At 55.7% G+C, this 25,818-nt stretch carries 22 protein-coding genes; 11 read left to right on the top strand and 11 right to left on the bottom strand.

What is annotated here, in order from left to right; all coding sequences use genetic code 11:
* Nucleotides 1-76 precede the first annotated feature (76 nt).
* Nucleotides 77-1,147 (top strand): tRNA 2-selenouridine(34) synthase MnmH, encoded by a 1,071-nt coding sequence (gene mnmH / locus AAHF05_RS05190; protein WP_374936441.1) that lies wholly within the window; start codon nucleotides 77-79, stop codon nucleotides 1,145-1,147.
* 125 nt (nucleotides 1,148-1,272) lie between these two features.
* Here the strand turns inward: mnmH and AAHF05_RS05185 are convergent, their stop codons facing one another.
* From AAHF05_RS05185 to ybbA, 3 genes are all read right to left on the bottom strand, one after another.
* The gene (locus AAHF05_RS05185; RefSeq protein WP_049007457.1) at nucleotides 1,273-2,418 is read right to left on the bottom strand and encodes a porin; all 1,146 of its coding nucleotides are present in this window, start codon (nucleotides 2,416-2,418) and stop codon (nucleotides 1,273-1,275) included.
* A 182-nt stretch (nucleotides 2,419-2,600) separates the two neighbouring features.
* Nucleotides 2,601-5,015 (bottom strand): putative ABC transporter permease subunit YbbP, encoded by a 2,415-nt coding sequence (ybbP, locus tag AAHF05_RS05180; protein WP_129323856.1) that lies wholly within the window; start codon nucleotides 5,013-5,015, stop codon nucleotides 2,601-2,603.
* Nucleotides 5,012-5,698, bottom strand: coding sequence for a putative ABC transporter ATP-binding protein YbbA (ybbA, locus tag AAHF05_RS05175; RefSeq protein ID WP_028017748.1), 687 nt, complete (start codon nucleotides 5,696-5,698; stop codon nucleotides 5,012-5,014). The genes ybbP and ybbA overlap by 4 nt, the downstream gene beginning before the upstream one ends.
* Between ybbA and tesA the strand changes: the two genes are divergently transcribed.
* From tesA to AAHF05_RS05160, 3 genes are read left to right on the top strand one after another with little or no spacing between them, the layout of a single operon-like run.
* A complete protein-coding gene (tesA, locus tag AAHF05_RS05170) occupies nucleotides 5,669-6,292 on the top strand; it encodes a multifunctional acyl-CoA thioesterase I/protease I/lysophospholipase L1 (protein WP_129323855.1) in 624 nt (207 codons plus the stop codon). The two genes, ybbA and tesA, sit on opposite strands and share 30 nt — an antisense overlap.
* Before the next feature lie 28 nt (nucleotides 6,293-6,320).
* Nucleotides 6,321-7,091 (top strand): SDR family oxidoreductase, encoded by a 771-nt coding sequence (locus AAHF05_RS05165; protein ID WP_129323854.1) that lies wholly within the window; start codon nucleotides 6,321-6,323, stop codon nucleotides 7,089-7,091.
* 58 nt (nucleotides 7,092-7,149) lie between these two features.
* The gene (locus AAHF05_RS05160) at nucleotides 7,150-8,004 is read left to right on the top strand and encodes a co-chaperone YbbN (RefSeq protein WP_023293125.1); all 855 of its coding nucleotides are present in this window, start codon (nucleotides 7,150-7,152) and stop codon (nucleotides 8,002-8,004) included.
* Between the two features lie 49 nt (nucleotides 8,005-8,053).
* Here AAHF05_RS05160 and fetB read toward each other — a convergent pair whose 3' ends face one another.
* Nucleotides 8,054-8,887: an iron export ABC transporter permease subunit FetB gene (gene fetB / locus AAHF05_RS05155; protein WP_374936440.1), complete on the bottom strand. Its 834-nt coding sequence runs from the start codon at nucleotides 8,885-8,887 to the stop codon at nucleotides 8,054-8,056.
* Nucleotides 8,829-9,500, bottom strand: coding sequence for an iron efflux ABC transporter ATP-binding subunit FetA (fetA, locus tag AAHF05_RS05150; RefSeq protein WP_129323853.1), 672 nt, complete (start codon nucleotides 9,498-9,500; stop codon nucleotides 8,829-8,831). Before fetA ends, fetB begins: the two co-directional genes overlap by 59 nt.
* 136 nt (nucleotides 9,501-9,636) lie before the next feature.
* Between fetA and AAHF05_RS05145 the strand changes: the two genes are divergently transcribed.
* Together AAHF05_RS05145 and AAHF05_RS05140 are read left to right on the top strand one after the other, a co-directional pair.
* Nucleotides 9,637-10,551 (top strand): SPFH domain-containing protein, encoded by a 915-nt coding sequence (locus AAHF05_RS05145; protein ID WP_024906863.1) that lies wholly within the window; start codon nucleotides 9,637-9,639, stop codon nucleotides 10,549-10,551.
* Complete coding sequence (locus tag AAHF05_RS05140; RefSeq protein ID WP_129323852.1) at nucleotides 10,548-11,000, top strand: NfeD family protein; 453 nt, start codon at nucleotides 10,548-10,550, stop codon at nucleotides 10,998-11,000. The genes AAHF05_RS05145 and AAHF05_RS05140 overlap by 4 nt, the downstream gene beginning before the upstream one ends.
* On the opposite strand, the gene cueR is transcribed toward AAHF05_RS05140, so the two are convergent.
* Nucleotides 10,997-11,407, bottom strand: coding sequence for a Cu(I)-responsive transcriptional regulator (gene cueR / locus AAHF05_RS05135; protein ID WP_049007462.1), 411 nt, complete (start codon nucleotides 11,405-11,407; stop codon nucleotides 10,997-10,999). The two genes, AAHF05_RS05140 and cueR, sit on opposite strands and share 4 nt — an antisense overlap.
* Before the next feature lie 108 nt (nucleotides 11,408-11,515).
* On the opposite strand from cueR, the gene copA reads away from it, so the two are divergent.
* From copA to ybaK, 3 genes are all read left to right on the top strand, one after another.
* Nucleotides 11,516-14,014, top strand: a complete 2,499-nt coding sequence (copA, locus tag AAHF05_RS05130) for a copper-exporting P-type ATPase CopA (protein WP_129323851.1) — start codon at nucleotides 11,516-11,518, stop codon at nucleotides 14,012-14,014.
* Between the two features lie 50 nt (nucleotides 14,015-14,064).
* Entirely contained in the window at nucleotides 14,065-14,859 is a 795-nt protein-coding gene (locus AAHF05_RS05125; RefSeq protein ID WP_028017597.1) for a TraB/GumN family protein, read from the top strand.
* A gap of 199 nt (nucleotides 14,860-15,058) precedes the next feature.
* Nucleotides 15,059-15,538, top strand: coding sequence for a Cys-tRNA(Pro)/Cys-tRNA(Cys) deacylase YbaK (gene ybaK / locus AAHF05_RS05120; protein ID WP_129323850.1), 480 nt, complete (start codon nucleotides 15,059-15,061; stop codon nucleotides 15,536-15,538).
* Nucleotides 15,539-15,585: 47 nt separating this feature from the next.
* Here ybaK and ushA read toward each other — a convergent pair whose 3' ends face one another.
* Entirely contained in the window at nucleotides 15,586-17,238 is a 1,653-nt protein-coding gene (ushA, locus tag AAHF05_RS05115) for a bifunctional UDP-sugar hydrolase/5'-nucleotidase UshA (RefSeq protein ID WP_028017599.1), read from the bottom strand.
* Nucleotides 17,239-17,407: 169 nt separating this feature from the next.
* Between ushA and AAHF05_RS05110 the strand changes: the two genes are divergently transcribed.
* On the top strand, nucleotides 17,408-18,628 hold the full coding sequence (locus AAHF05_RS05110) for an MFS transporter (RefSeq protein WP_129323849.1): 1,221 nt from the start codon (nucleotides 17,408-17,410) through the stop codon (nucleotides 18,626-18,628).
* Nucleotides 18,629-18,857: 229 nt separating this feature from the next.
* A complete protein-coding gene (gene ybaL, locus AAHF05_RS05105) occupies nucleotides 18,858-20,534 on the top strand; it encodes a YbaL family putative K(+) efflux transporter (RefSeq protein WP_129323848.1) in 1,677 nt (558 codons plus the stop codon).
* Between the two features lie 80 nt (nucleotides 20,535-20,614).
* Here ybaL and AAHF05_RS05100 read toward each other — a convergent pair whose 3' ends face one another.
* The 4 genes from AAHF05_RS05100 to htpG form a co-directional block, all read right to left on the bottom strand.
* Nucleotides 20,615-21,919 (bottom strand): inosine/guanosine kinase, encoded by a 1,305-nt coding sequence (locus AAHF05_RS05100; protein WP_129323847.1) that lies wholly within the window; start codon nucleotides 21,917-21,919, stop codon nucleotides 20,615-20,617.
* A 62-nt stretch (nucleotides 21,920-21,981) separates the two neighbouring features.
* On the bottom strand, nucleotides 21,982-22,944 hold the full coding sequence (gene hemH / locus AAHF05_RS05095; RefSeq protein ID WP_129323846.1) for a ferrochelatase: 963 nt from the start codon (nucleotides 22,942-22,944) through the stop codon (nucleotides 21,982-21,984).
* A gap of 124 nt (nucleotides 22,945-23,068) precedes the next feature.
* Nucleotides 23,069-23,713 carry an adenylate kinase gene (adk, locus tag AAHF05_RS05090; RefSeq protein WP_006809841.1) on the bottom strand — a complete coding sequence of 215 codons (645 nt, stop codon included), beginning with the start codon at nucleotides 23,711-23,713 and terminating at the stop codon, nucleotides 23,069-23,071.
* A 193-nt stretch (nucleotides 23,714-23,906) separates the two neighbouring features.
* Nucleotides 23,907-25,781 (bottom strand): molecular chaperone HtpG, encoded by a 1,875-nt coding sequence (gene htpG, locus AAHF05_RS05085; RefSeq protein ID WP_129323845.1) that lies wholly within the window; start codon nucleotides 25,779-25,781, stop codon nucleotides 23,907-23,909.
* Nucleotides 25,782-25,818 lie beyond the last annotated feature (37 nt).

Below are 25,818 nucleotides of genomic sequence, written 5' to 3'. Positions count from 1 at the left end.
CGCCGGGGAGTTGACCTTCCCCTTCCCCGGCGTACAATTCCCGCCCATTGCTGCTGAGTTTTCTTCTGGAATAACCATGAACGATGGAACGGACTATCGCGCGATCCTCGCGTCCGATACCCCTTTAATCGACGTTCGCGCGCCGATTGAATTTGCCCAGGGTGCGATGCCCGCCGCCATTAACCTGCCGTTGATGAATGACGACGAACGCGCCGCCGTCGGCACCTGCTATAAACGCCAGGGCCCCGAGGCCGCGCTGGCGCTCGGCCATAGTTTGGTGAACGGCGCCACGCGTGAGGCACGGATCAACGCCTGGCGGGAGGCCAGCCTTGCCCATCCTGAGGGCTATCTCTGCTGCGCACGCGGCGGCCAGCGTTCGCACATCTCACAGGCATGGCTGAAAGAGGCGGGTGTCGACTACCCGCTGATCCGCTGCGGCTATAAAGCCTTGCGTCAGACGGCGATTCAGGTCACAACCGAGCAGTCACAAAAACCGATGGTACTTATCGGTGGCTGTACCGGCAGCGGTAAAACCCTGCTGGTTAAGCAACATGTCCAGGGCATTGATCTGGAAGGGCTGGCGCGCCATCGCGGTTCATCGTTTGGCCGCACGCTCACGCCGCAGCTTTCCCAGGCCAGCTTTGAAAATCACCTTGCGGTTGAGCTATTAAAAAAAGACGCTGCACGCTGGGTGCTGGAAGATGAAGGTCGGATGATTGGTTCCAACCACCTGCCGGAGTGCCTGCGCGACCGTATGGTTGAAGCCCCTATCGTTGTCGTCGACGACCCATTTGATATCCGTCTTGAGCGCCTGCGAGAAGAGTATTTCGACCATATGTGGGCAGATTTTTCTGCGGCTTACGGTGATGAAGCAGGCTGGAAAGAGTACAGCGAGTATCTGCACCACGGCCTGTTCGCCATTCGCCGCCGTCTGGGGCTGCAGCGGTATGCAGAATTCACCGCGCTGTTAGATTCCGCACTGCTGGAACAACAACGCTCTGGCAGCACTGACGCGCACTTCCGCTGGCTTGCCCCGTTGCTGAATGATTATTACGACCCGATGTACAGCTATCAGCTTGGAAAGAAAGCGGAAAAGATTGTCTATCGCGGAACGTTCGAAGAAATTGCTGAGTGGCTTGATCGCTGAAAAATAAAGCCGGGTGACGAGGCAAAAGCAAAACGGCAACCAGAGTTGCCGTTTTTAATGTTTGTTCCCTCTCCCTGTGGGAGAGGGTCAGGGTGAGGGCATCAGGCAGCACCCTACAAAACGACTTAGAAGTCGTAACGCAGACGGACCAGGTTCATATCGCCCAGATCGTCGGTGCTGGAGGTGAATACGTGTTCGTAATCAACGCGGAAACCATAATCCAGCTGGAAGCTGATACCCACACCGTTGTCGATGCGCTGGTAGTTACGGCCGTTCACGTACTCGATGCGATCGCCCATGAAGTAAGGCTGGATGGATTTAACCGCATACTGATTGATTGGGAATTTATACCCAGCGAAGTATTCAATACCCCACGCGTCGCCCGCAAAGTAGTCGTTAACAGACACTTTTTTGGTGGTCAGGAAGTTCTGGTACCAGCCGCCGCCAAAGGAGAAGGTCCAGTTGTCAGGTTTCCAGCTCAGAGCAGTACCGAGGATGTTCTGATCGTAGGTTTTGCTGTCGCCGTTGTCCGGGTTACGCATGTCGGCGCGGGTGTAGTTCCACGCCGTACCCCAGGTCAGATCTTTAGTCAGGTGATAATCCAGACCCAGTGAACCGCCGCCTTTACGCTTGTAGCGCAGGCCGTTGCCCGGCAGGTATTCGCTGTCTTCAAACAGGTAGGATGCATAAATGTCAGCATCGCCAACGGTTTTCTTATATTTCAGCATGTTGCGTGAACGATAAGAACCGTCGTAGTCACCGTTGATACCGTTACCTGGTGCCTGACCAATCATATCGTAGTCCCAGATATCGGTTTTCACGCCAACCACATCATAGTAAACGCTGTTCTGTTGACCGAAGGTCAGCGTACCCCAGGTATCGCTCTTCAGACCGGTGTACAACATACGGCGAGTAGTGTTGTTCGCGCCTTCTTTGTAGTGGTTGTCCCAGTCGAACAGCGCAGGAATGTTCACGCCCAGCTCGTAGTAGCTTACCCAACTGATGTCATCAAACAGGTAGTAATCGGCTGCGAAACGGAAACGGGTACCGCCGTCGAAGCCATTACGTTTGTAGGAACCTTTGTCGCCATCGCCCGTCATCATGTTGAACTGAGGACGGATACTGCCGCCCACGGTGAAGTTCAGACGGCTCAGTGGATCGCCCGCCTGAGGATCCTGTTTAAGAACGGTGATTTCTGCCTGAGAAGCGAAGGTAGTCAATGCCACTGCCGCGCCGATCGTAACCGCCAGCGCTGATTTTTTTATAGTCATTATTTTTCCTTAATAGACACGCTGCTAAATATTTAGCGGGTGAATATTAACTGGAAATAATCAGTCTGTGTGGACGGTTTTTTAATGTTTTGTGCTACTAAATGAGTGGGTATTATCTTTTTGTGCCATTAAATTACTACGCACCGATATAAAAACCGGTGCGTAATTATCACCACATTGAATCAACTCTCAAACTGGCGGAACAGGGCTTTGCCCTTTAACAAGCGTGTACCGAGCCAGCCTCCACAGAGGGAAAGCAGTACCGCACCAAAGAGAGGCAATGTCAGCCAAAGACGCCAGTCAGGCTCCCATGGGAAGTCGAAGACCTTTGTCTGCAGGACAGCCAGCGCCGTCTCTGCACCAATGGCCGCGACCAGACCCGCCACCAGCCCCAGCAGTGCGAATTCACTCCAGAGTGTCGCCCGCAGCAGCCGCTTACCGGCCCCCAGCGTGCGGTAAACCACCAGTTCCTGATGACGCTGGCGCATCCCCACCTGTACCTGGGCCAGCAGCAACAGCACGCCACAGATCGTCACCAACACCACCATCACCTCCAGCGCGCGGCTCACCTGCTCCAGCACCTGTCCCACCTGCTTCAGGATCGCCCCGATATCCAGCAGGCTGACCGTCGGGAATTCCCGGTTAAGCTGCGTCAGCATGCCGTTGCCGTTTTCCCAGCGGAAGCTGGTCAGCCAGCTCTGCGGTTGTCCGTCCAGCGCCCCCGGCGGGAAGATGAAGAAGAAGTTGGGCCGCAGGCTTTCCCAGTCCACTTTACGCAGGCTGGTGACTTTCGCGGTAAAATCCTGCGTATCCCCGGTAAACGTGACGCTGTCTCCCAGCTTAACGCTCAGGTGCTTCGCCAGCCCCTCCTCCATCGACACCTCTCCCGCTTTCGGCGGCCAGGTGCCGGCGGTTATCGGGTTGTGGTCAGGGCGTTTCTCCTGCCAGGTAAGGTTCAGCTCGCGGTTAAGCGACTCGTCCTTGTTCCCCTCCGTTGACTGACCGTTGATCTGCGTCAGCCGTGCGCGAACGATGGGGTAGAACGACTCAGGAATAATGTGATGCTCCGACAGAAATCCCTTCAGCGGCGTGACCTGCTCAGGCGCGATATTGATCAGGAAATAGTTTGGGCTTTCCGGCGGAAGCTGCTGCTGCCAGCGATCCAGCAGATCGCCTCGCAGCACCAGCAGAAGTGCCAACAGCATAAACGACAGCGAAAACGCCGAAAGCTGGCTGAGCGTGGACCAGGGCTGATGCAGCAGACGGTTCACTGCCAGCCGCACGGGAAGCGATTTTACCGTGATTTTTTTCAGAATATTGAGCAGTATCCAGCCCAGTACGCCGCACAGCAGCGCCAGAACAACCGCCCCGGACAGTACTGCCCAAAGCAGAGTGCTGCCCCCCATCAGCCAGGCCAGCAGCCCAACCGCCACCGCGATTATCACAGGAAGGTAGAACTTCAGCGGCCAGACGTTTGCCACGACGTCACGGCGTAAAACACGCAGCGGCTGCGTCGCAATCAACAGCCGGTACGGACGGAGCCCCACCAGCACCGAGATTACCGTCATCGCGCCCATCGCCCACAGCCACGGCCAGAGGCTGGCCGGCGGCAATGCTGCCGGGAGCACCGGTTTCAGCATCACCATCAGCAGTTTTTCGAACAGCAATCCCATTACCCCGCCGGTGAAGGCCGAGAAAAGCAGCAGCATCAGCCACTGGCCGACAATCAGCTTACGCAACTGCACCCTGCCCGCACCCAGCGTTTTGAGAACCGCCACCAAATCGTAACGGCTGCGGCAGTAGTGCCCCATTGCGACGGCAACTGCCGCCACTGCCAGCAATAGCGTTAACAGGGCCGAAAGCAGCAGGAACTGCTGAGAACGCTCGAGGGACTTACCGAGCGCTCCCTCGTCCTGCTCCAGCCCATACCATCGGTGTTCCGGTTTTAACTGCGGCAGAAGCCATTTTTCATACGCGTCAAGCTGGGCAGGCGTGCCGCCAAACTTATAGCGCCAGGTGACGCGGCTGCCCGGCTGTACGGCATTGGTTTTCGCCACATCGGCGGTGTTCATCAGTAATCGCGGCGCGAGCTGGAACGGATTAAACCCGGAGTCAGGTTCCTGAACCACTTCCCCGGCAATTTTCAGCGTAGCATCACCGACATCAATGCTGTCGCCCGTTTTCAGGTTCAACAGCGCCATCAGGCGCGGTGCCAGCAGCACCGTGCCGGGTTTGGGTTTCAACCCTGGCGGGCTGGTTTGCAGTTCGCCATACATCGGGTAGATGTCATCGACGGCTTTGACGCTTGCCAGTTGCGGCGTTTCGCCCGCGAAGGTCATGGTCTGGAAGCTTATCTGCTCCCCGACCTTGAGCCCCCGCTTGCGCGCTTCATCAATCCAGCCCGGCGGAACCGCGCGTGAACTTTGTAGCGCCCTGTCTCCCGCCATAAACTCCCGGCTTTGCTGACTGAGCCCTTTCTCCATGCGGTCGCTGACGCTGCCGAGCGCCAGCACGCACGCTACCGCCAGGCTTAAGGCCAGCCAGACTATCAGCAGCGAGGGCGAGCGCCACTCGCGCCAGAACCAGCGGGCAATCATGCTTCCTCCTGAAGAACACCGTTGACCAGCCGCAGACGACGGTCACAGCGGGCGGCAAGTTGCGGGTCGTGGGTCACGAGGATCAGCGTAGTGCCATGTTCACGGTTGAGCGAAAACAGCAGGTCAGCAATCTTGTCCCCGGTTTTACGGTCAAGGTTACCGGTAGGCTCATCAGCGAACAGTACCTCCGGACGACCGTTAAACGCGCGCGCCAGCGCCACGCGCTGTTGCTCCCCGCCGGAAAGCTGTGCCGGAAGATGGTCGAGGCGTTTGCCCAACCCCAGTTGCTCCAGTAAGGCCTTTGCATGCGCGCGGCTTTCACGGCTATTTTCGCCGCGCAGAAGCGCCGGGAGTTCGACGTTTTCCAGCGCGTTCAGCGTCGGGATAAGCATAAAGGACTGAAAAACAAAACCGATGTGTCGCGCACGCAGCGCAGCGCGCGCCTCTTCATCAAGCTGATGCAGCGGTTGCCCGACAAGGTGGACCTCTCCGCTGCTTCCGTCGTCCAGACCCGCCAAAATCGCCAGCAGCGTAGACTTACCGGAACCGGATTCGCCAATCAGCGCGATGGTTTCAGCGCGTTTGACAACGAGTTCAACTCCAGTAAGGATGGAAAGCTCGTGTTCCCCCTGACCGACGGATTTCTTAAGACGATGAACTTCAACACTGTTTTCCGCTGGCATTTGCCCTTCCTGTTTTTGATTCTGATGACCTTCCGCGCGGCGGCAGCGGACACGTTACTGGTTCTCGGCGACAGCCTGAGTGCAGGCTATCGCATGGCCGCCAGCGCGGCCTGGCCTGCTTTGCTCAATGATAAATGGCAGAGCACAACGCCTGTGATCAACGCCAGCATCAGCGGCGATACCTCGCAGCAGGGTTTGTCGCGGCTGCCTGCTCTACTCAAACAGCATCAGCCACGCTGGGTGCTGGTCGAACTCGGCGGCAATGATGGCCTGCGCGGTTTCCAGCCTCAGCAAACGGAGCAGACGCTGCGCACCATTTTGCAGGACATCAAGGCGGCAAACGCCCAGCCGCTGCTGATGCAAATTCGTCTGCCCGCCAACTACGGTCGTCGGTATAATGAAGCCTTTAGCGCGATCTACCCTAAGCTTGCCAAAGAGTTTGATATTCCGCTGCTGCCATTTTTCATGGAAGAGGTCTATCTCAAACCCCTGTGGATGCAAGACGACGGGATCCACCCCAATCGCGATGCGCAGCCGTTTATTGCCGACTGGATGGCAACGCGGCTGGCCCCTTTAGTTAAACATGACTCCTGATTAAGCGGAGATCCTGACAGGTAAAGTTATGCAAAAATCGGTCTTAATTACAGGATGTTCCAGCGGAATCGGCCTGGAAAGCGCGCTCGAATTAAAGCGTCAGGGATTCAGGATACTGGCTGCCTGCCGTAAATCCGACGATGTCGAACGCATGAACGGAATGGGGTTTACCGGCGTGCTGCTGGATATGGACTCACCGGAGAGCGTTGAACGCGCCGCCGATGAGGTCATCGCGCTGACCGACAATCGTCTGTACGGGCTCTTTAACAATGCCGGCTACGGCGTGTATGGCCCGCTGGATACGATCTCCCGCGAAACGCTGGAGAAACAGTTTTCGACCAACTTCTTCGGCGTACATCAGCTCACCATGCATCTGCTCCCCGCGATGCTGCCGCACGGTGAAGGTCGCATCGTGATGACATCGTCGGTGATGGGGCTGATTTCCACCCCGGGCCGCGGCGCCTACGCCGCCAGCAAGTATGCGCTGGAAGCCTGGTCCGACGCCCTGCGCATGGAGTTGCGTCACAGCGGCATTAAGGTCAGCCTGATTGAACCCGGCCCCATCCGCACCCGCTTTACCGAAAACGTCAACCAGACGCAGGCGGACAAACCGGTTGAAAACCCCGGCATCGCCGCACGTTTTACCCTCGGACCAGAAGCGGTAGTGGCCAAAGTGCGCCATGCTTTTGAGAGTGAAAACCCCAGAATGCGCTATCCGGTGACGCTGGTCACCCATGCCGTAGGCTGGTTAAAACGCCTGCTGCCTGGCCGGATGATGGACAAAATTTTACACGGTTGAGTTGAAGCAACGACGCTCACCCCCATGTAAAGAACAAACCGACAAAAGAGAAAGCCGCATGTCCGTACAGAATATCGTCAATATTACTGAAGCAAACCTGCAACAGACCCTCGAACAGTCAATGACCAAACCGGTGCTGTTCTACTTCTGGTCTGAGCGTAGCCAGCACTGCCTGCAGCTGACGCCGGTACTGGAAAGCCTTGCCGCACAGTACAACGGCCAGTTCATTCTCGCCAAACTGGATTGTGACGCCGAGCCAATGGTGGCATCTCAGTTTGGTCTGCGCGCAATCCCAACCGTCTATCTTTTCCAGAATGGTCAGCCTGTTGATGGTTTCCAGGGGCCGCAGCCGGAAGAGGCTATTCGCGCCCTGCTGGATAAAGTCCTGCCGCGTGAAGAAGAGCTGAAAGCGCAGGAAGGTATGGCGCTGATGCAGGAAGGCAAATATGACGAGGCGCTGCCGCTGCTCAAAGAGGCGTGGCAGCTGTCGAAGCAAAACAGCCAGATTGGCCTTCTGCTGGCAGAAACGCAGATTGCCCTGCACCGCTCAGAAGACGCAGAAGCCGTGCTGAAGACGGTTCCGCTGCAGGATCAGGACACCCGCTACCAGGGGCTGGTCGCGCAAATTGAGCTGCTGAAGCAGGCGGCAGACACCCCGGAAATTCAGCAGCTGCAGCAGCAGGTAGCTGACAACCCGGCCGATGCCGCGCTGGCAAGCCAGCTGGCGCTGCAGCTGCATCAGGTAGGGCGTAACGAAGAAGCGCTGGAGCTGCTGTTTAGCCATCTGCAAAAAGATCTGGCTGCCGCAGACGGCCAGGCGCGTAAGATGTTCCAGGAAATTCTGGCCGCGTTGGGTACCGGCGACGCGCTGGCGTCGAAGTATCGCCGTCAGCTTTACGCGTTGCTCTACTAACAAAAAAATGCCCGGTGGCGCTAACGCTTACCGGGCCTACAAAACAGGCTTAACCCGTTTTCTTTAATTGCGTCACCACCAGCTGGTGACGCGCGTTATAGAACTTCCGGTAGGTGAGGTAACAGGCAATGATGGTGGACAGGCTCGCCGTTGAGAGCAGCATAAATGTCACCATAATCTGATACTTAATCGCTTTTACCGGATCGATACCGGCAAAAATCAGACCCGACATCATACCCGGCAGGCTCACCAGCCCCACCGTTTTGGCTGAATCCACCGTCGGGATCAGCGATGAACGGATACTCTCACGGATCAGCCGCGCAGAGGCCATTTTAGGCGTCGCCCCCAGGCTTAACTTCTCCTGCAACTGCTGCTGTTCACTGCTGAACCGCTGGCCCAGATTGTTGTAACACAGCCCCACGGCAACCATCGCGTTTCCGGCGATCATTCCGGAAATGGGGATAACCTGCATTGGCGTAAACGCAATCGAGCCGGAGAGCACCAGCACTGCCAGCGTGAGCGCCGTCCCGGTCGTTATGGCAATAAACGACGAGATAAAGGCCTTATCAATGTACTTACTGCGTTTTTGCGCATTCCACGCTGCGTTGAAGCAGATAAAGAGCACCATCAGCAGCGTCAGCACCGCGTGGTTGACGTTGAAAATATACTTCAGCACATAGCCGACAATAATCAGCTGAATAACCGCCCGGCAGATACTCCACAGTATATCTTTTTCCAGCCCCAGCTTTTCCCGGTAGCTGACCACAATCGCAATCAGCACCAGCACCATCGAAAAGGCCAGCGATTCATTGGTAATATTATGTTCACCCACGGTTAGCCTCCTGCATTTTCCCACCGTGCGGCTGCAGCGTAATGACGTCATCCGCATGGGTAATTTCGTTAGCGTCGTGCGTCACCCACAGCACGGCAACATTCTGCTTACTGGCGTAATGATGAATGATGTCGTTAACGTTGCGCTTATTGGCCTCATCCAGCGCGCTGGTGATTTCGTCCAGCAACAGCACCCTGGGTAAAAATTGCAGATTACGGATCAGCGAGACGCGTTGCTTTTCTCCACCCGACAACTCACTCACGGCTTTGGTCAGCGTCTCCTGCGGCAAGCCAAAACGTTCCAGATCGGCCGATAACCGCTCAGGATCGGGCGTCTTATTGCGAATTTTCCAGGGAAAAATCAGGTTGTCATACACCGTATCGCCGAAGAGCGTGGGCGTTTGTACCGAGTATGAGACCTGCTGGCGATACGCCTCAGGAGAGAGCATTGCAATATCCTTCCCCTCAAAAAAAATCTTGCCTGAGGTCGGGCTGAGCAGCGAGGCAATGATTTTTAGCAGCGTACTTTTCCCGCAGCCCGATGGCCCGGTGATCAAACGAAACTCCCCCGGCGAAACGGTAAAGCTGACATTGTTCAGAATAGTGGTTTCACCCACACGATAGCCTACATCCGCGATTGTCAAAATCGCGCTGTTATCCTTCATGTTATTTCCTGCCTTCATCCCAATAATTAGCAGTAGTCTACGGCGATTAGTGATTGTAAGGCGACTTTCCTCGTATACTTAAGGTCAACAAACAGCCAAATGGCTTCCGCCACAGCATGCAAAACAGGAGGTTTTTATGCTCATCGTCGTTCCTGTCCTTATTTTCGTTGCGCTGGTTATTGTCGGCGCTGGCGTCAAAATTGTCCCGCAGGGTTACCAGTGGACAGTCGAGCGTTTCGGACGCTACACCAACACATTACAACCTGGTTTAAGCCTGATTGTCCCTTTCATGGACAGAATTGGCCGTAAGATCAATATGATGGAACAGGTGCTGGACATTCCTTCTCAGGAAGTGATTTCAAAGGATAACGCCAACGTCACCATTGATGCCGTCTGTTTTATTCAGGTAATTGATGCGCCAAAAGCGGCCTATGAGGTGAGCAATCTGGAGCTGGCTATCGTTAACCTGACGATGACCAATATCCGTACCGTACTGGGCTCAATGGAGCTGGACGAGATGCTCTCACAGCGCGACAGCATCAATACCCGACTGCTGCATATCGTCGATGAAGCGACGAATCCGTGGGGGATCAAAGTCACCCGTATTGAGATCCGCGACGTTCGCCCGCCGGCTGAACTGATCGCCTCCATGAATGCCCAGATGAAGGCTGAGCGAACCAAACGCGCCTACATTCTCGAAGCCGAAGGGGTACGCCAGGCCGAAATCCTCAAAGCGGAAGGGGAAAAACAGTCGCAGATCCTCAAAGCCGAGGGCGATCGCCAGTCTGCGTTCCTCCAGGCGGAAGCGCGTGAACGTTCGGCCGAAGCGGAAGCTCGTGCCACCCAGATGGTGTCAGAGGCGATTGCCGCTGGTGATATCCAGGCCGTGAACTACTTTGTCGCGCAAAAATATACCGACGCGCTGAAACAGATCGGCTCAGCAAACAACAGCAAAGTGGTCATGATGCCGCTGGATGCCAGCAGTCTCATGGGCTCTATTGCCGGGATCGCTGAACTGATCAAAGACAGCGGAAACGAGCGTAAAAAATGATTGAGCTCATCGCCGCACATCCTCACGCTTTCTGGCTAAGCCTCGGGGGGTTATTGCTGGCCGCTGAGATGCTGGGCGGTAACGGCTACCTGCTCTGGAGCGGTGTCGCCGCCGTGATTACCGGGCTGCTCGTGTGGCTTCTGCCGCTCGACTGGGCGTGGCAAGGTGCGTTGTTTGCCGTACTGACACTGGTGGCTGCATGGCTGTGGTGGCGCTGGCTTAACCGACGGGTTAACGAGCAGAAACCGTTAGATGCGCACCTTAATCAGCGCGGGCAGCAGATTGTCGGCCAGCGTTTTACGCTCGACACCGCACTGGTGAACGGGCGTGGACATATGCGCGTGGGCGACAGTTCGTGGCCTGTCGTGGCCGACGATGACCTCAGCGCCGGAACGCGGGTTGAGGTCATTGCGGTAGAAGGAATCACCCTGCGGGTTAAAGCCTGTTAAACAGATGCCTTACGATGGCAGCAGCCAGCAAGATTATCTATGATCGGGCAATCGGCGCTGTCATCTCCCGGACATGATTCCGCCAGCGCCAGCAGCTGTTTGCGCATCGCCTGTAACTCGGTGATGTGGCGTTCAATCTCAGCCACCTTTTCCAGCGTGCGCTTTTTCACATCAGCGCTGTGACGCTTCGGATCGTTAAAGAGATTCACCAGCTCGCCACACTCTTCCAGATTAAAACCGACCTGTCTTGCCTGACGCAGCAGCGTCAGTTCGTCAAGATGCAGTTGCGTGTAACTGCGGTAGCCGTTTTCGCTGCGCAGCGGCGGTGTCACCAGCCCTTTCTCTTCATAAAAGCGAATCGCTTTGCTGGTTAAGCCGGTTTTTTTCGCAACATCACTGATATTCACATTTCCCCCTTGACCTTCCCCTTGATGGAAGGTTTAACCTTCATAACAGTTAGCCAAAAGCGTTATGTTGGTCAACAACTGACCAGATCATTATACGGGAGTTTTGTTATGTCTCACACTATTGACCTGACATTGGACGGCCTCTCCTGCGGCCACTGTGTCAAACGCGTTAAAGAAAGTCTGGAACAGCGTCCTGACGTTGAAAGCGCTGAAGTTACCATCGATCATGCCGCCGTAACCGGTAGCGCCAGCGCGGATGCGCTGATTGATACCATCAAGCAGGCCGGTTACGGGGCGGAGCTGAGCCACCCAAAGGCTAAACCGCTGGCAGAGTCATCATCCCCGTCGGAAGCACTGACAGCGGCCACTCCTGAGCTTCCGGTAGCTGATGATATTGATGACAGCCAACAGCTGCTGATCAACGGCATGAGCTGCGCCAGCTGCGTCTCCCGGGTACAAAACGCCTTGCAGGCCGTACCGGGCGTCGCGCAGGCACGGGTCAATCTTGCGGAGCGCACCGCGCTGGTGATGGGCAGTGCCTCCGCCGCAGACTTAGTGCAGGCCGTTGAGAAAGCAGGCTACGGTGCTGAAGCCATCGAAGACGATGCAAAGCGTCGTGAACGTCAGCAGGAAACGGCGGTTGCCACCATGAAACGCTTCCGCTGGCAGGCAATAGTTGCCCTGCTGGTCGGGGTTCCGGTGATGGTGTGGGGCATGCTCGGCGACAACATGATGGTCACCGACGATAACCGCACGCTGTGGCTGGCGATCGGTTTGATCACCCTTGGGGTGATGATCGTTGCAGGCGGACATTTTTATACCAGCGCCTGGAAAAGCCTGAAGAATCGCACTGCGACGATGGATACGCTGGTTGCCCTTGGTACAGGGGCAGCATGGCTGTATTCGATGAGCGTTAACGTCTGGCCTCAGTGGTTCCCGATGGAAGCGCGACATCTTTATTATGAAGCGAGTGCGATGATTATCGGCCTGATCAACTTAGGCCATATGCTCGAAGCGCGCGCGCGTCAGCGTTCCTCAAAAGCACTGGAAAGATTACTTGATTTAACGCCGCCAACCGCGCGGGTAGTCACAGAGGACGGTGAAAAGAACGTCCCGCTGGCCGAGGTTCAACCCGGTATGACTCTGCGCCTGACTACGGGTGACCGCGTTCCCGTTGACGGTATTATCACACAGGGTGATGCCTGGCTGGATGAAGCGATGCTCACCGGGGAACCCATTCCACAGCAGAAATCCCACGGTGACGCCGTTCATGCCGGTACGGTGGTGCAGGACGGCAGCGTGCTGTTCACCGCCAGCGCCGTCGGCAGCCACACGACGCTGTCGCGTATTATTCGCATGGTGCGCCAGGCGCAGAGCAGTAAACCAGAAATTGGCCAGCTTGCTGATAAAATCTCAGCCATTTTTGTTCCGGTCGTGGTCGGTATTGCCCTGATGAGTGCGGCTATCTGGTACTTTTTCGGCCCCGCGCCGCAGATTGTTTATACCCTGGTGATCGCCACTACGGTGCTGATCATCGCCTGCCCTTGCGCACTCGGTCTTGCCACACCGATGTCGATTATCTCCGGTGTCGGTCGCGCCGCCGAGTTTGGCGTGCTGGTGCGTGATGCCGATGCCCTGCAACGCGCCAGTACGCTCGACACGCTGGTGTTTGATAAAACCGGCACGCTGACCGAAGGCAAACCGCAAGTTGTGGCCGTGAATACGACAGGTATGGCAGAAAATGGCGCACTGCGTCTTGCTGCCGCGCTTGAGCAAGGCTCCAGCCATCCTCTGGCTCGCGCGATTATTGAGAAAGCCGGTAATGCCAGCCTGCCGCAGGTGAGCAATTTCCGCACCCTGCGCGGACTCGGCGTCAGCGGTGAAGCAGAAGGCCACGCGCTGCTGCTGGGCAACCAGGCATTGCTCAATGAAAACGGTATTGATACTGCCGAGCTGGAAAGCGAGCTGAAGGTGCAGGCGTCTCAGGGCGCCACGCCGGTTCTGCTGGCGGTGGATGGCAAAGCCGCCGCGCTGCTGGCCGTGCGCGATCCGCTTCGCCAGGACAGTGTGGATGCCTTAAAACGCCTGCACCGCGCGGGTTATCGCCTGGTCATGCTGACCGGGGATAACCCGACCACCGCCAACGCCATTGCGAAAGAAGCCGGTATTGATGAGGTCATTGCAGGCGTACTGCCGGACGGTAAAGCTGACGCAATCAAGAAACTGCAAAGCCAGGGTCGTCAGGTGGCAATGGTCGGCGACGGCATCAACGATGCCCCTGCGCTGGCCCAGGCGGATGTCGGCATCGCCATGGGAGGCGGGAGCGATGTCGCTATTGAGACGGCAGCGATCACGCTGATGCGCCATAGTCTGATGGGCGTTGCTGATGCGCTGGCCATTTCAAAAGCCACGTTGCGCAACATGAAGCAGAACCTGCTGGGGGCATTTATCTACAACAGTTTCGGCATTCCGATTGCCGCCGGGATTTTGTGGCCGCTGACCGGCACGCTGCTGAACCCGGTGGTCGCAGGTGCAGCCATGGCGCTCTCCTCCATCACCGTGGTAAGCAACGCCAACCGACTGTTGCGGTTTAAACCGAAGGATTGAACCTTGTACTCGTACGCGCTAGCATGAACCTTTCCGTTCATGGAGCGCGTATGAGTCTGTTTAATCGTATAAAAACATCGTTTCGCGCCCTATTCCCCCGCCGTTATGCCTGGCCCGGTCTGGATATCTCGCTTCCTGGCGGCCAGCACCTGCACCTGGTGGGCAGCATCCATATGGGTACGCAGGATATGTCTCCCCTGCCTCCTGGTCTGATAAAACTTCTCAAGCGCGCCGATGCGCTGGTTGTTGAGGCGGACATTTCGGGCCATGAATCACCGTTTGCCGGTCTGGAGAGCACTCTCAGCCTGGCAGAACGTCTGGATGATGCTCTGCTCGCGGAACTGACGCGCGTCGCGGATGAAACGGGCGTGTCGCTCTCGATGATCGACGCTCTGCCGCTCTGGCAAATTGCCATGGTGCTTCAGGCCACGCAGGCGCAACGTCTGGGTCTGCGCGGTGATTACGGCATTGATTACCAGTTACTGAATATGGCAAGGGCACGCAGGATGCCGATCATCGAACTGGAAGGGACGGACAGCCAGATTGCGCTGTTGCGACAACTGCCTGACGACGGTCTGATGCTGCTGGATGATACCCTGACCCACTGGCACACCAACGCGCGCCTGCTGCAGACCATGATCGGCTGGTGGCTGGATGCTCCTCCCGCAGACAGTAAGCTGGCTTTACCGTCGACGTTTAGTGAATCGTTATATGATGTGCTGATGAATGCGCGTAACAAAGCCTGGCGGCAGACGCTGCATGCCTTACCTGCCGGGCATTACGTTGTCGCAGTAGGTGCATTACATTTGTACGGAGAAGGGAATTTGCCGTCACTGTTGAAATAAAAAAATGGCCAATATTTCTATTGGCCCGTCAAAGAGGAATTTCATCGTTTTTATTATGCCGAAGGAGACCTTCGGTTGAGCCGATTGTCGCTCAAAGTGACCATCACTGCCAATACTATTGCGCAAGATGGTGCTATTTTTTAGACAAACGTCAGGCGTATGCTGTGAGCATGAATTGTCTGTCGTAAGAAGGATAGCTATGACTCCCGCCGTTAAATTACTCGAAAAAAACAAAATTCCTTTCCGGATCCATACCTACGATCACGATCCGAATGAAACCAATTTTGGTGATGAAGTGGTGCGCAAACTGGGGCTGAACGCTGACCAGGTCTATAAAACGCTGCTGGTCGCCGTGAATGGCGACATGAAGCACCTCGCCGTCGCGGTTACGCCCGTCGCCGGGCAGCTTGATTTGAAGAAAGTGGCGAAAGCGCTGGGCGCGAAAAAAGTGGATATGGCAGACCCAATGGTTGCGCAACGCACCACGGGCTACCTGGTCGGCGGGATCAGCCCACTCGGGCAGAAAAAACGTCTGCCGACGCTGATAGATGCGCCTTCACAGGAGTTTGAAACCATCTTTATATCCGGCGGCAAACGCGGGCTGGATATTGAGCTTGCGGCGGGCGATCTGGCGAAAACGCTGGACGCGAAATTTGCGGATATTGCACGCCGGGAGTAAGAGAAAAGCCGGGTAAGGCGCAGCCGCTACCCGGCAAAACAACCACACTACTGCCAGCTCACCTCACCTTTCGGCTCGTATGCATTCACGTCAATCGGCGAGTTTTGCTCGATGAACTGCTTCAGCACTTCCGCGTCGATAAAACCGGTGTTCACATAGCCTGGTTTGTTATCAATATGCGGATAGCCGTCTCCACCTGTGGCGTTAAAGCTTAACGTCGCCAGACGGTACGTTTTAGCCGGATCAACCGGTTCGCCTTTGATCTTCAGATCGTTAAGCTTGCCGTCTTTCGCCACAAAGCTCACGTTGGCAAACTGCGGATAGGCACCGGAATCCGGCTTCATCTGCGCCACGGCGGTCAGGTAGTCAATGACCTCTTTCCCGCTCATGTCCGCATAGACCACCACGTTACCGAACGGCTGCACCTTCAGAACGTCTTTATAGGTAATGTTTCCACCTTCGATGGAATCACGAATACCGCCGCCGCTCATTACGCCAAAATCAGCGCCGGTACGCGCCATTTGCGCTGCCAGCACCAGATGCCCCATATTGGTCTGCACGAAGCGGACTTTGCTACGATCCCCTTCCAGACGACCATTGAGCGTGCCAATCTTCACATCCAGCTGTGCCTTACCTTTATTCTGGAACGGCGTCAGCAGGGAGAGCATCTGCTGATTCTCAGCAATCTCCGGGGTGTAAAGTACGCGCTCACTTTTCCCGTCAGGATAAGTGACTTTCTTCTTCAGGTTGACCGGGATGAGCTGGTAATGCACCAGTTTCATCTCGCCGTTACGGAACTCAAAATCCGCCCGGCCTACGTATTTGCCCCACTCATGCGCCTGCACAATCCAGATGCCGTTCTGACGGTCTGGGGCACACGGCGTGCCTGGCACGTAATCAACCTGCTTTTTATTCTCGGAGGCCATGCAGACCGGATCCTGTGAGTGACCGCCCACAATCATTGCCAGCGAGCCAGCCGGCAGGCTGCGCGCCATCTCCACGTCACCTGGCGCATTAGAGCCGTGTTCACCATTGTCATAGTGCCCCATGTGGGTGGTGGCAATAATCACATCCGGCTTTTCGTTCTGCTGTAATTCCTGAATAACCAGCTTTGCTTCGTCTGCCGGTTTACGGAATTCGATATCGGTAAAGAACTCAGGATTGCCAATTTTCGCTGTATCGTCAGTCGTTAACCCGATGACGGCGATTTTAAGATCCTGACGCTTAAACAACGCCCACGGTTTAAACAGGCGTTCACCGGTGCTTTTCTGATAAATATTGGCTGAGAGGAACGGGAATTTTGCCAGTTTTTCCTGCTGGCGCAGTACCGTTAGTGGATTATCAAACTCGTGGTTACCGACGGCCATCGCATCGTAACCAATCAGATTCATACCGCGAAAATCGGGCTCGGCATCCTGTAAATCGGATTCCGGTACCCCGGTGTTGATATCTCCCCCGGACAGCAACAGCACGCTGCCGCCCTGAGCCGCCACCTCTTTACGAATACCATCCACCAGCGTTTTTTGCGCCGCCAGACCATATTCGCCGTATTCACTGCGCCAGAAATGCCCGTGGTGATCGTTGGTATGCAGAATGGTGATTTTGTAGGTTTTATCTTTTTCGTATGCCTGCGCGGGCAGGCTTACCAGGCCCCATGCGGCGATAAGCGCCAGCGCGACGCCCCGCTTCATTAACTTCATCTTTTCTCTCCCTGACCAATAGACAAAGGCAAAAATTACAATGACTCACAATAATAGACAAATAAGTTTTCAGAATTGCGACTTTCTTCAAATGCCCCTGACAGGTATGTTAGTTGGATAATAATTACATCCTGCATTTCTAATAACTAAAGACGTGGTAATTCTCTTTATGGCAATCAGTGAATCAACCCAGCCCGTTCCGGGCGTGCCGGCGTCACCGCCGAAATCGCGCACCTCTTTTAAAGTCTTAGGTGCAATCAGTCTTTCTCATCTGCTCAACGATATGATCCAGTCGTTGATTCTGGCAATTTATCCGCTGCTGCAGTCCGAGTTCTCTTTAACCTTCGTGCAGATCGGGATGATCACCCTGACCTTCCAGCTCGCGTCCTCGCTACTGCAGCCAATAGTGGGCTACTGGACGGACAAATACCCGATGCCATGGTCGCTGCCGATTGGCATGTGTTTCACCTTAAGCGGGCTGGTACTGCTGGCCATGGCAGGGAGTTTTGAAGCGGTGTTGATCGCCGCCGCACTGGTGGGCACCGGCTCGTCGGTCTTCCACCCGGAATCCTCCCGCGTGGCGCGTATGGCCTCCGGTGGTCGTCATGGTCTGGCGCAGTCACTCTTCCAGGTGGGCGGTAACTTTGGTAGCTCTCTCGGCCCGCTATTGGCCGCGGTGATTATTGCCCCTTACGGTAAAGGCAACGTGGCATGGTTTGTGCTGGCCGCACTGCTGGCCATTGTCGTGCTGGCGCAGATCAGCCGCTGGTATGCCGCTCAACATCGGGTGAACAAGGGTAAACCTAAAGCGAAGGTGATTAATCCTCTACCGCGTAACAAGATTATCCTGGCGGTTTCCGTCCTGCTGGTGCTGATTTTCTCGAAATATTTCTATATGGCGAGCATCAGCAGCTATTACACCTTTTATCTGATGCAAAAATTCGGATTATCGGTACAAAATGCGCAGATCCACCTGTTTGCCTTCCTGTTTGCGGTTGCTGCCGGGACAGTGATTGGCGGGCCTGTGGGGGATAAGATTGGACGTAAATATGTAATTTGGGGCTCTATTCTCGGCGTGGCACCGTTTACCCTTATTTTGCCGTACGCCAGCCTTGAATGGACGGGAATTTTAACCGTGATTATTGGTTTTATCCTCGCTTCCGCGTTTTCCGCCATTCTTGTCTATGCGCAAGAGCTGTTACCGGGTCGTATCGGTATGGTTTCCGGACTCTTTTTCGGGTTCGCCTTCGGCATGGGTGGGCTTGGTGCTGCAGTGTTAGGGATGGTTGCGGATCACACCAGTATCTTCCTGGTTTATAAAATCTGCGCTTTCCTGCCACTTCTTGGGATGTTGACCATATTCCTGCCTGATAACCGTCACAAAGCGTAAATTACGGGTAGCCAAAGTTTTACTTTGGCTACCTGATACCCTGATGCCATAAGGGTTTCTTCTGTCTCCCCCTGCTGAATTTATCAAAATGCGCTTTTTTTCGTGCTTATTGCTGTTTTATTCAAATTTCAACAATTATTCATAAACATAAGAGTAAAAATTGTCATAAACTATTACTCGGTTTTTTGGTTTGCGCCAAAAAGGAACACCCACAACGAAAGGAGACGGAATGCATCACGCCACACCGCTAATCACCACCATTGTTGGTGGCCTTGTGCTCGCTTTTATCCTTGGCATGATCGCCAATAAACTGCGTATTTCTCCCCTTGTCGGCTATTTGTTAGCGGGTGTCCTGGCGGGACCGTTTACGCCTGGTTTCGTTGCGGATACCAAACTGGCTCCTGAACTGGCGGAATTAGGCGTGATTCTGCTGATGTTTGGCGTCGGTTTGCATTTTTCACTGAAGGACCTGATGGCGGTAAAGTCGATCGCCATACCGGGAGCGATCGCCCAGATAGGGGTAGCGACGCTGCTGGGGATGGCGCTTTCAGCAATTCTTGGCTGGTCGCTGATGACCGGTATCGTTTTTGGGCTGTGTCTTTCCACCGCCAGTACCGTGGTGTTGCTGCGCGCACTTGAAGAGAGACAGCTAATTGACAGCCAGCGCGGACAAATCGCGATAGGCTGGCTGATTGTTGAAGACCTGGTGATGGTGTTAACGCTGGTACTGCTGCCTGCCGTCGCCGGGATGATGGAAAAAGACAACGTCGGCTTTGCCTCGCTGGCGCTGGATATGGGCATTACCATCGGTAAAGTTGTGGCGTTTATCGCCATCATGATGCTGGTGGGCCGCCGTCTGGTGCCGTGGATCATGTCCCGCAGCGCAGCGACGGGTTCACGCGAATTGTTTACCCTCTCCGTGCTGGCGCTGGCGCTGGGTATCGCCTTTGGTGCCGTTGAGCTGTTTGATGTCTCCTTCGCGCTGGGCGCGTTCTTCGCCGGGATGGTGTTGAACGAATCCGAGCTGAGCCACCGTGCGGCGCACGATACCCTGCCGCTGCGCGATGCGTTTGCCGTACTGTTCTTCGTTTCCGTCGGGATGCTGTTTGACCCGATGGTCCTGGTTCATCAGCCGCTGGCCGTGCTGGGCACGCTGGCGATTATTATCTTTGGTAAGTCGCTTGCCGCCTTCTTCCTGGTCAGGATGTTTGGCCACTCCCCGCGTACGGCATTGACCATCGCCGCCAGCCTGGCGCAAATTGGTGAGTTCGCCTTTATTCTGGCGGGTCTGGGCATGGCGCTGAACCTGCTGCCGCAGGCCGGGCAGAACCTGGTGCTGGCAGGCGCAATCCTGTCGATTATGCTGAACCCGGTCCTGTTCGCACTGCTGGAAAAATACCTCGATAAAACCGAAACGCTGGAAGAACAGACGCTGGAAGAAGCTATCGAAGAAGAGAAGCAGATCCCGGTAGATATTTGTAATCACGCCCTGCTGGTTGGTTTTGGTCGCGTGGGCAGCCTGCTCGGCGAGAAGCTGATGGCGCAAGGGATCCCGCTGGTCGTGATTGAAACCTCACGCACCCGCGTCGACGAGCTGCGCGAGCGCGGTATCCGTGCAGTGCTGGGCAATGCGGCAAACGAAGAGATCATGAATCTGGCGCATCTGGACTGCGCGCGCTGGCTGCTGCTGACCATACCTAACGGCTATGAAGCAGGAGAAATTGTGGCATCCGCGCGCGAGAAATGCCCGACGATTGAGATTATCGCCCGCGCGCACTATGACGACGAGGTGGAGTACATTACCGAGCGCGGTGCGAATAAGGTCGTGATGGGCGAGCGCGAAATTGCGAATACGATGCTGACGCTGCTGGAGAAACCTCCGGTTGAAGAAGGGGTGACGGGTTAAAAAAGCCTGCTGGCGCTACGCTTAGCAGGCCTACAAGTAGCCCCGGTAAGCGTAGCGCCACCGGGGTTTTCTTTTAGCAATCAACGATCCCAATAAGCCTCTTCCAGGCTGTCTTCCCGTTCCGGCAGCCCACGCGTTAAGCGCGGAGAATGCTGGTTAAGCACCTGATAACTCACGCGGTTAGCGTATTTGCACACCTGCGCCAGCGACGAATAGGTCAGCCAGTTGAACTTGTGCTTGCTGGAATTCGGGACGTTAGTTTTATGGTAAGCATTCGCGGTGATGTCATGGAGCAATGCGGCCAGCGCGCCATCACCTGCACCGTTGGTGTTCATGATCTTCTCTGGCCCGCCCATATACGGGGCGATGTGCGAGTAGATACGCAGCGGATTAACACAGTCTTTAAAACGCATACCACGGCTGAACTCGTACTGGTTGAACTCGGCGATCGCGCCAGGCAGCAATGGATGCTGGGTTTTGCGCTTGCTCTCTTCTTCGGTGAAGCCCGCCATGTATAACCCAACCGGCCCTGCGGTACAGAGAACCAGATCCACCCACTCCAGCGCTTTATCAGACGCCAGCAGCGGATCGCTTTCGCCCGTCAGCGCTTCCGCCTCTTCTTCGTTCATCGCCAGAATCGAGACGTGCTCTTTCAGGAACGCCTGCCACCATTCAGGGTTATCGGCAATCACGAATTTGGTGCCCAGCGTCAACACCACCGGCACATCATACTTTTTGGCGTATTCGATCGCCTTCATGGTCGCGTCCGGCATCGGCTCACCCGGTTTGCAGCGCACCAGATAGGAGGTCAGCACCAGCGCCGAGGCGCCTGCAATCACCTCTTCCGGGATGCTCTCGGCACGCAGTTTGTTCATGTGACCCGGGCTGATGGCAAAGGTACGCTCGCCGGACTCACCGATCAGCGTAAAGCAGCGGCCAATCGGCCCGTCGACGCCCTGGAGATAGTTCAGATCGGTACGGCTGGAGGTGTTACAGAGATAACGGTAGGCATAGCCTCCGATTTCGATATTGCTGCACATTACGCCCAGCAGAACCGAGCGGTCATCAGCCAGTACGGAGTAGTTGTGCATGGTGTTACCGATGGTACCGCCGGCAAACTGATGGGTGATCAGGTTTTCGCGCACCAGTTCCTGGTAAAGCGCTTCGGCAACGTCGTCCTCAATCACCAGCGAGTGACCCGCGCTCAGACCGTAACGGGCGACAAACGCATCATCCACTTTCGCTTCAATGTCCACCAGCGTCTGGTCGATACCAACGACCCATGCGGCACTGGTTTCATTCTCAGGCTGGATTTGCTGCAGGAGCGGATCGCGGGCATCAACGGGAAAGTAGTGTTTGGATTTACGTTTACCGGGAAATTTCATGGTCTGAACTGTACAAAGAATATGGGCCGGGAATGTTAGCACAAACCCGGCCCGGAGTGCGATCAGCGACTGTTTCTCACCAGAGAGACCATCATGTCGATATGCTCAGGCGAGTCGTTAAGTGCCGGAATGTATTCGTACTTCGTCCCCCCCGCTTCCAGGAAGAATTCTCTGTTTTGCACAGCAATTTCTTCGAGCGTTTCCAGGCAATCCGCCGAGAAGCCTGGCGACATCACCTGAATATGCTTCACCCCTTTCTCACCGAGCATCTTAAGCGTTTCATCGGTATATGGGGTGAGCCACGGCTCGCGGCCAAAGCGCGACTGGAAGGTCATCATCACCTTCTCCGGCGGCAGGCCGAGGGCAGAAACCAGTTCGCGCGTGGTATCACGACAACGCTGCGGGTAATCATCCCCCTCGTCAGCGAAACGCTGCGGGATGCCGTGATAAGACAGCAGAAGCAGATCCGGCTCGCCGTGTTTTTCGAACGACGCGCGCGCGCTGTTGGCAAGCGCCTTGATATAGAGATCGTTATCCGCGTAGTCGCGAATGAAGGTCACGCCAGGTATGCGACGGCGAGTCGCCAGAATACGCGCCAGTTCATCCCATACCGCAGCAACCGTCGAACAGGAGTACTGCGGATAGAGCGCCAGCACCACTATGTGGTCAACCCCCTGCGCCAGCAGTGATTCCACCGCGCTTTCCAGGGACGGTTTTCCGTAGCTCATGCCAAGCGCGACGGGCACATCCGGCAGGCGGGCAGCCAGCGCTTTTTCCTGACGACGGCTGTAGACCATCAGTGGCGAGCCCTCTTCCATCCAGACGGACTGATAGAGCTTAGCGACGCGCGGAGAACGGATCGGCAGAATGACGCCACGCAGCAGCGGCCACCACAGCAGTCGTGGAAAATCCACAACGCGCGTGTCGCTTAAAAATTGTCGCAGGTAGCGTTTTACCGCGTCTGATGTAGGTGCTTCTGGGGTGCCCAGATTGGCAAGCAGGATGCCGGTTTTCGCCTGACTCATTCACGCCTCTTAACCATTTGAATGGTTGTCAATTGTAGCGGAAATGCGTTTAAACGAAACCCATTGCTGCGATAGGAAAGATGGGAATATTTCTCACCCGGAGATCCGGGTGAGAAAGGTGCAATTAGCCGAGGATTTTTTCCAGCTCTGCACGTACGTCAGCAACGGCTTTGGTTCCGTCAACTTTCGCGTATTTGGTGTTACCCGCCTGCGCTTCTTTGGTGTAGTAGCCAATCAGCGGTGCAGTCATCTGGTGGTATTCCACCAGGCGCTTACGCACGGTCTCTTCCTGATCGTCTTTACGGGTAGTCAGCTCTTCGCCGGTCACGTCGTCTTTGCCTTCAACCTTAGGTGGGTTGAATTTGATGTGGTAAACGCGGCCAGAAGCAGCGTGTACGCGACGGCCAACGATACGGTCAACGATCAGCTCGTCCGGTACGTCGAACTCCAGAACGTAGTCCACGTTGATGCCCGCTTCTTTCATGGCGTCAGCCTGAGGAATGGTGCGTGGGAAGCCGTCCAGCAGGAAACCGTTACGGCAGTCTTCCTGAGCAATGCGCTCTTTGACCAGAGCGATAACCAGCTCGTCGGTCACCAGCTTGCCTGCGTCCATGATGTCTTTCGCTTGTTTACCCAGCTCGGAGCCAGATTTAACAGCGGCGCGCAGCATGTCACCGGTGGAGATTTGCGGAATACCGTATTTCTCCATGATGAACTGAGCCTGAGTTCCTTTACCCGCGCCCGGAGCGCCAAGCAGAATAATACGCATTGCGAAAATCCCCTCAAAAGTCGTTTCAATTTTTCAAAAGCGCTAAACAATACCACCAGAACGGGCATCGCTCAAGGAAGGCGGGAAGGCTGAAACGGTTAACGGGGGGAGATTATTTGGGAGGGTGGGTCTGGTGCCCTCACCCCGGCCCTCTCCCACGGGAGAGGGAGAAGACCAGGGGGGGCGTGGTCAATTACGCCAGCAGCAGCGCATTCACACGTTTAATGAACAGGTTAGGATCTTCCAGCGTGCCGCGTTCGGCCAGCAGGGACTGATCCAGCAGCAGTTCAACCCACTCGGCAAAGCGAGCGTCGTCCTGGGTATCTGCCGCGCGTTTCACCAGAGGATGATCCGGATTAAGCTCAAAGATATATTTCACTTCCGGCATCGCCTGGCCCGCCGCAGCGAACAGTTTCGCCATCTGGGTGCCCATTTCGTCAGCGTCGGTGGTAACGATCGCCGGGGTATCAGTCAGACGATGAGTGAAACGCACCTCTTTCACACGTTCGCCCAGCAGGGTTTTCACGCGCTCAACGAATGGCTCCAGCGCCTTCTCGGCTTCTTTCGCGCTTTCATCCACTTCATCCGCCAGCTTGTCGATGGACTCATCGGCTTTGGCAACGGACTGGAACGCCTTACCGTCAAACTCGGTCAGGTAGTTCATCATCCATTCGTCGATGCGGTCAGAAAGCAGCAGCACTTCGATGCCTTTCTTGCGCAACAGCTCGAGGTGCGGGCTGCTCTTCGCCGCCGCGTAGCTGTCGGCGGTGATGTAGTAAATCTTCTCCTGCCCTTCTTTCATGCGCGAGACGTACTCTTCCAGCGACACGGTCTGCGCGGAAGAGTCGGTGTGCGTAGACGCGAAGCGCAGCAGTTTGGCGATGGCCTCCAAGTTCGCGGTATCTTCCGCCGGGCCCTCTTTCAGCACCAGGCCGAACTGTTTCCAGAAGGTCTGGTATTTTTCCGCATCGTCTTTCGCCAGTTTTTCCAGCATCTGCAGCGCACGTTTGGTCAGAGCGTTGCGCAAGTTACGGGTGACGGTGCTGTCCTGCAGAATTTCGCGGGAGACGTTCAGCGGCAGATCGTTGGAATCTATCAGACCACGCACAAAGCGCAGGTAGTTCGGCATGAACTGCTCGGCATCGTCCATGATGAACACACGCTGTACGTACAGCTTCAGGCCGTGCTTGTGATCGCGGTTCCACATGTCCCACGGTGCCTGTGCCGGAATGTACAGCAGGCTGGTGTACTCCTGCTTACCTTCCACACGGTTGTGGCTCCAGGTCAGCGGGTCGGTAAAATCGTGGGCGATGTGTTTGTAGAACTCGTTGTACTCGTCGTCTTTGATTTCAGACTTGTTGCGCGTCCACAGTGCCTGCGCCTTGTTGATCTTCTCCCAGGAGACCACGGTTTCGCCGTCTTTCTCTTCCTGTTTTTCAATCTCAACCGGCAGGGCGATGTGATCGGAATATTTGCTGATGATGGAGCGCACGCGCCAGTCGTTCAGGAAATCATCTTCACCTTCACGCAGGTGCAGGGTGATTTCGGTGCCGCGATCCGCCTTGGTGATGTCATCAACGGTGTATTCGCCTTCACCTTTGGACTCCCAGAACACACCATTTTCCGCGCTGTCACCTGCTGCACGGGTACGCACGGTAACTTTGTCCGCGACGATGAACGCCGAGTAGAAACCAACGCCGAACTGACCGATCAGCTGGCTGTCTTTCGCCTGGTCAGAGCCCATGGACTCCAGGAACGCTTTGGTGCCGGATTTGGCGATAGTCCCGAGATGGTCGATGACCTCATCGCGATTCATCCCGATGCCGTTATCGGCGATGGTCAGGGTACGGTTCTCTTTATTGAAAGAGACGCGCACGCGCAGTTCACCGTCGCCTTCGTACAGATCCGGGTTAGACAGTGCGCGGAAGCGCAGCTTGTCCGCCGCGTCCGAGGCGTTGGAAATCAGCTCACGCAGGAAAATTTCTTTGTTGGAATACAGGGAATGGATCATCAGGTGCAGAAGCTGTTTTACTTCTGACTGGAAACCACGGGTTTCTTGTCCTTTCATCTAAGTCGACCTCAACAATGCCATTTAATGGGGTTTT

The sequence above is a fragment of the Enterobacter adelaidei genome (assembly GCF_041937165.1).
Taxonomy (GTDB): domain Bacteria; phylum Pseudomonadota; class Gammaproteobacteria; order Enterobacterales; family Enterobacteriaceae; genus Enterobacter; species Enterobacter adelaidei.
Note: the sequence above shows the minus strand (reverse complement) of the source record. Positions and strands in the feature narration are given on the sequence as shown.

Bases quoted from the DNA above. Each gene is read 5' to 3' on its own strand.
- mnmH (WP_374936441.1), top strand. From the start codon at position 77: ATGAACGATGGAACGGACTATCGCGCGATCCTCGCGTCCGATACCCCT.
- AAHF05_RS05185 (WP_049007457.1), bottom strand. From the start codon at position 2,418: ATGACTATAAAAAAATCAGCGCTGGCGGTTACGATCGGCGCGGCAGTG.
- ybbP (WP_129323856.1), bottom strand. From the start codon at position 5,015: ATGATTGCCCGCTGGTTCTGGCGCGAGTGGCGCTCGCCCTCGCTGCTG.
- tesA (WP_129323855.1), top strand. From the start codon at position 5,669: ATGAACTTCAACACTGTTTTCCGCTGGCATTTGCCCTTCCTGTTTTTG.
- ybbA (WP_028017748.1), bottom strand. From the start codon at position 5,698: ATGCCAGCGGAAAACAGTGTTGAAGTTCATCGTCTTAAGAAATCCGTC.
- AAHF05_RS05165 (WP_129323854.1), top strand. From the start codon at position 6,321: ATGCAAAAATCGGTCTTAATTACAGGATGTTCCAGCGGAATCGGCCTG.
- AAHF05_RS05160 (WP_023293125.1), top strand. From the start codon at position 7,150: ATGTCCGTACAGAATATCGTCAATATTACTGAAGCAAACCTGCAACAG.
- fetB (WP_374936440.1), bottom strand. From the start codon at position 8,887: ATGACGTCATTACGCTGCAGCCGCACGGTGGGAAAATGCAGGAGGCTA.
- fetA (WP_129323853.1), bottom strand. From the start codon at position 9,500: ATGAAGGATAACAGCGCGATTTTGACAATCGCGGATGTAGGCTATCGT.
- AAHF05_RS05145 (WP_024906863.1), top strand. From the start codon at position 9,637: ATGCTCATCGTCGTTCCTGTCCTTATTTTCGTTGCGCTGGTTATTGTC.
- AAHF05_RS05140 (WP_129323852.1), top strand. From the start codon at position 10,548: ATGATTGAGCTCATCGCCGCACATCCTCACGCTTTCTGGCTAAGCCTC.
- copA (WP_129323851.1), top strand. From the start codon at position 11,516: ATGTCTCACACTATTGACCTGACATTGGACGGCCTCTCCTGCGGCCAC.
- AAHF05_RS05125 (WP_028017597.1), top strand. From the start codon at position 14,065: ATGAGTCTGTTTAATCGTATAAAAACATCGTTTCGCGCCCTATTCCCC.
- ybaK (WP_129323850.1), top strand. From the start codon at position 15,059: ATGACTCCCGCCGTTAAATTACTCGAAAAAAACAAAATTCCTTTCCGG.
- ushA (WP_028017599.1), bottom strand. From the start codon at position 17,238: ATGAAGTTAATGAAGCGGGGCGTCGCGCTGGCGCTTATCGCCGCATGG.
- AAHF05_RS05110 (WP_129323849.1), top strand. From the start codon at position 17,408: ATGGCAATCAGTGAATCAACCCAGCCCGTTCCGGGCGTGCCGGCGTCA.
- ybaL (WP_129323848.1), top strand. From the start codon at position 18,858: ATGCATCACGCCACACCGCTAATCACCACCATTGTTGGTGGCCTTGTG.
- AAHF05_RS05100 (WP_129323847.1), bottom strand. From the start codon at position 21,919: ATGAAATTTCCCGGTAAACGTAAATCCAAACACTACTTTCCCGTTGAT.
- hemH (WP_129323846.1), bottom strand. From the start codon at position 22,944: ATGAGTCAGGCGAAAACCGGCATCCTGCTTGCCAATCTGGGCACCCCA.
- adk (WP_006809841.1), bottom strand. From the start codon at position 23,713: ATGCGTATTATTCTGCTTGGCGCTCCGGGCGCGGGTAAAGGAACTCAG.
- htpG (WP_129323845.1), bottom strand. From the start codon at position 25,781: ATGAAAGGACAAGAAACCCGTGGTTTCCAGTCAGAAGTAAAACAGCTT.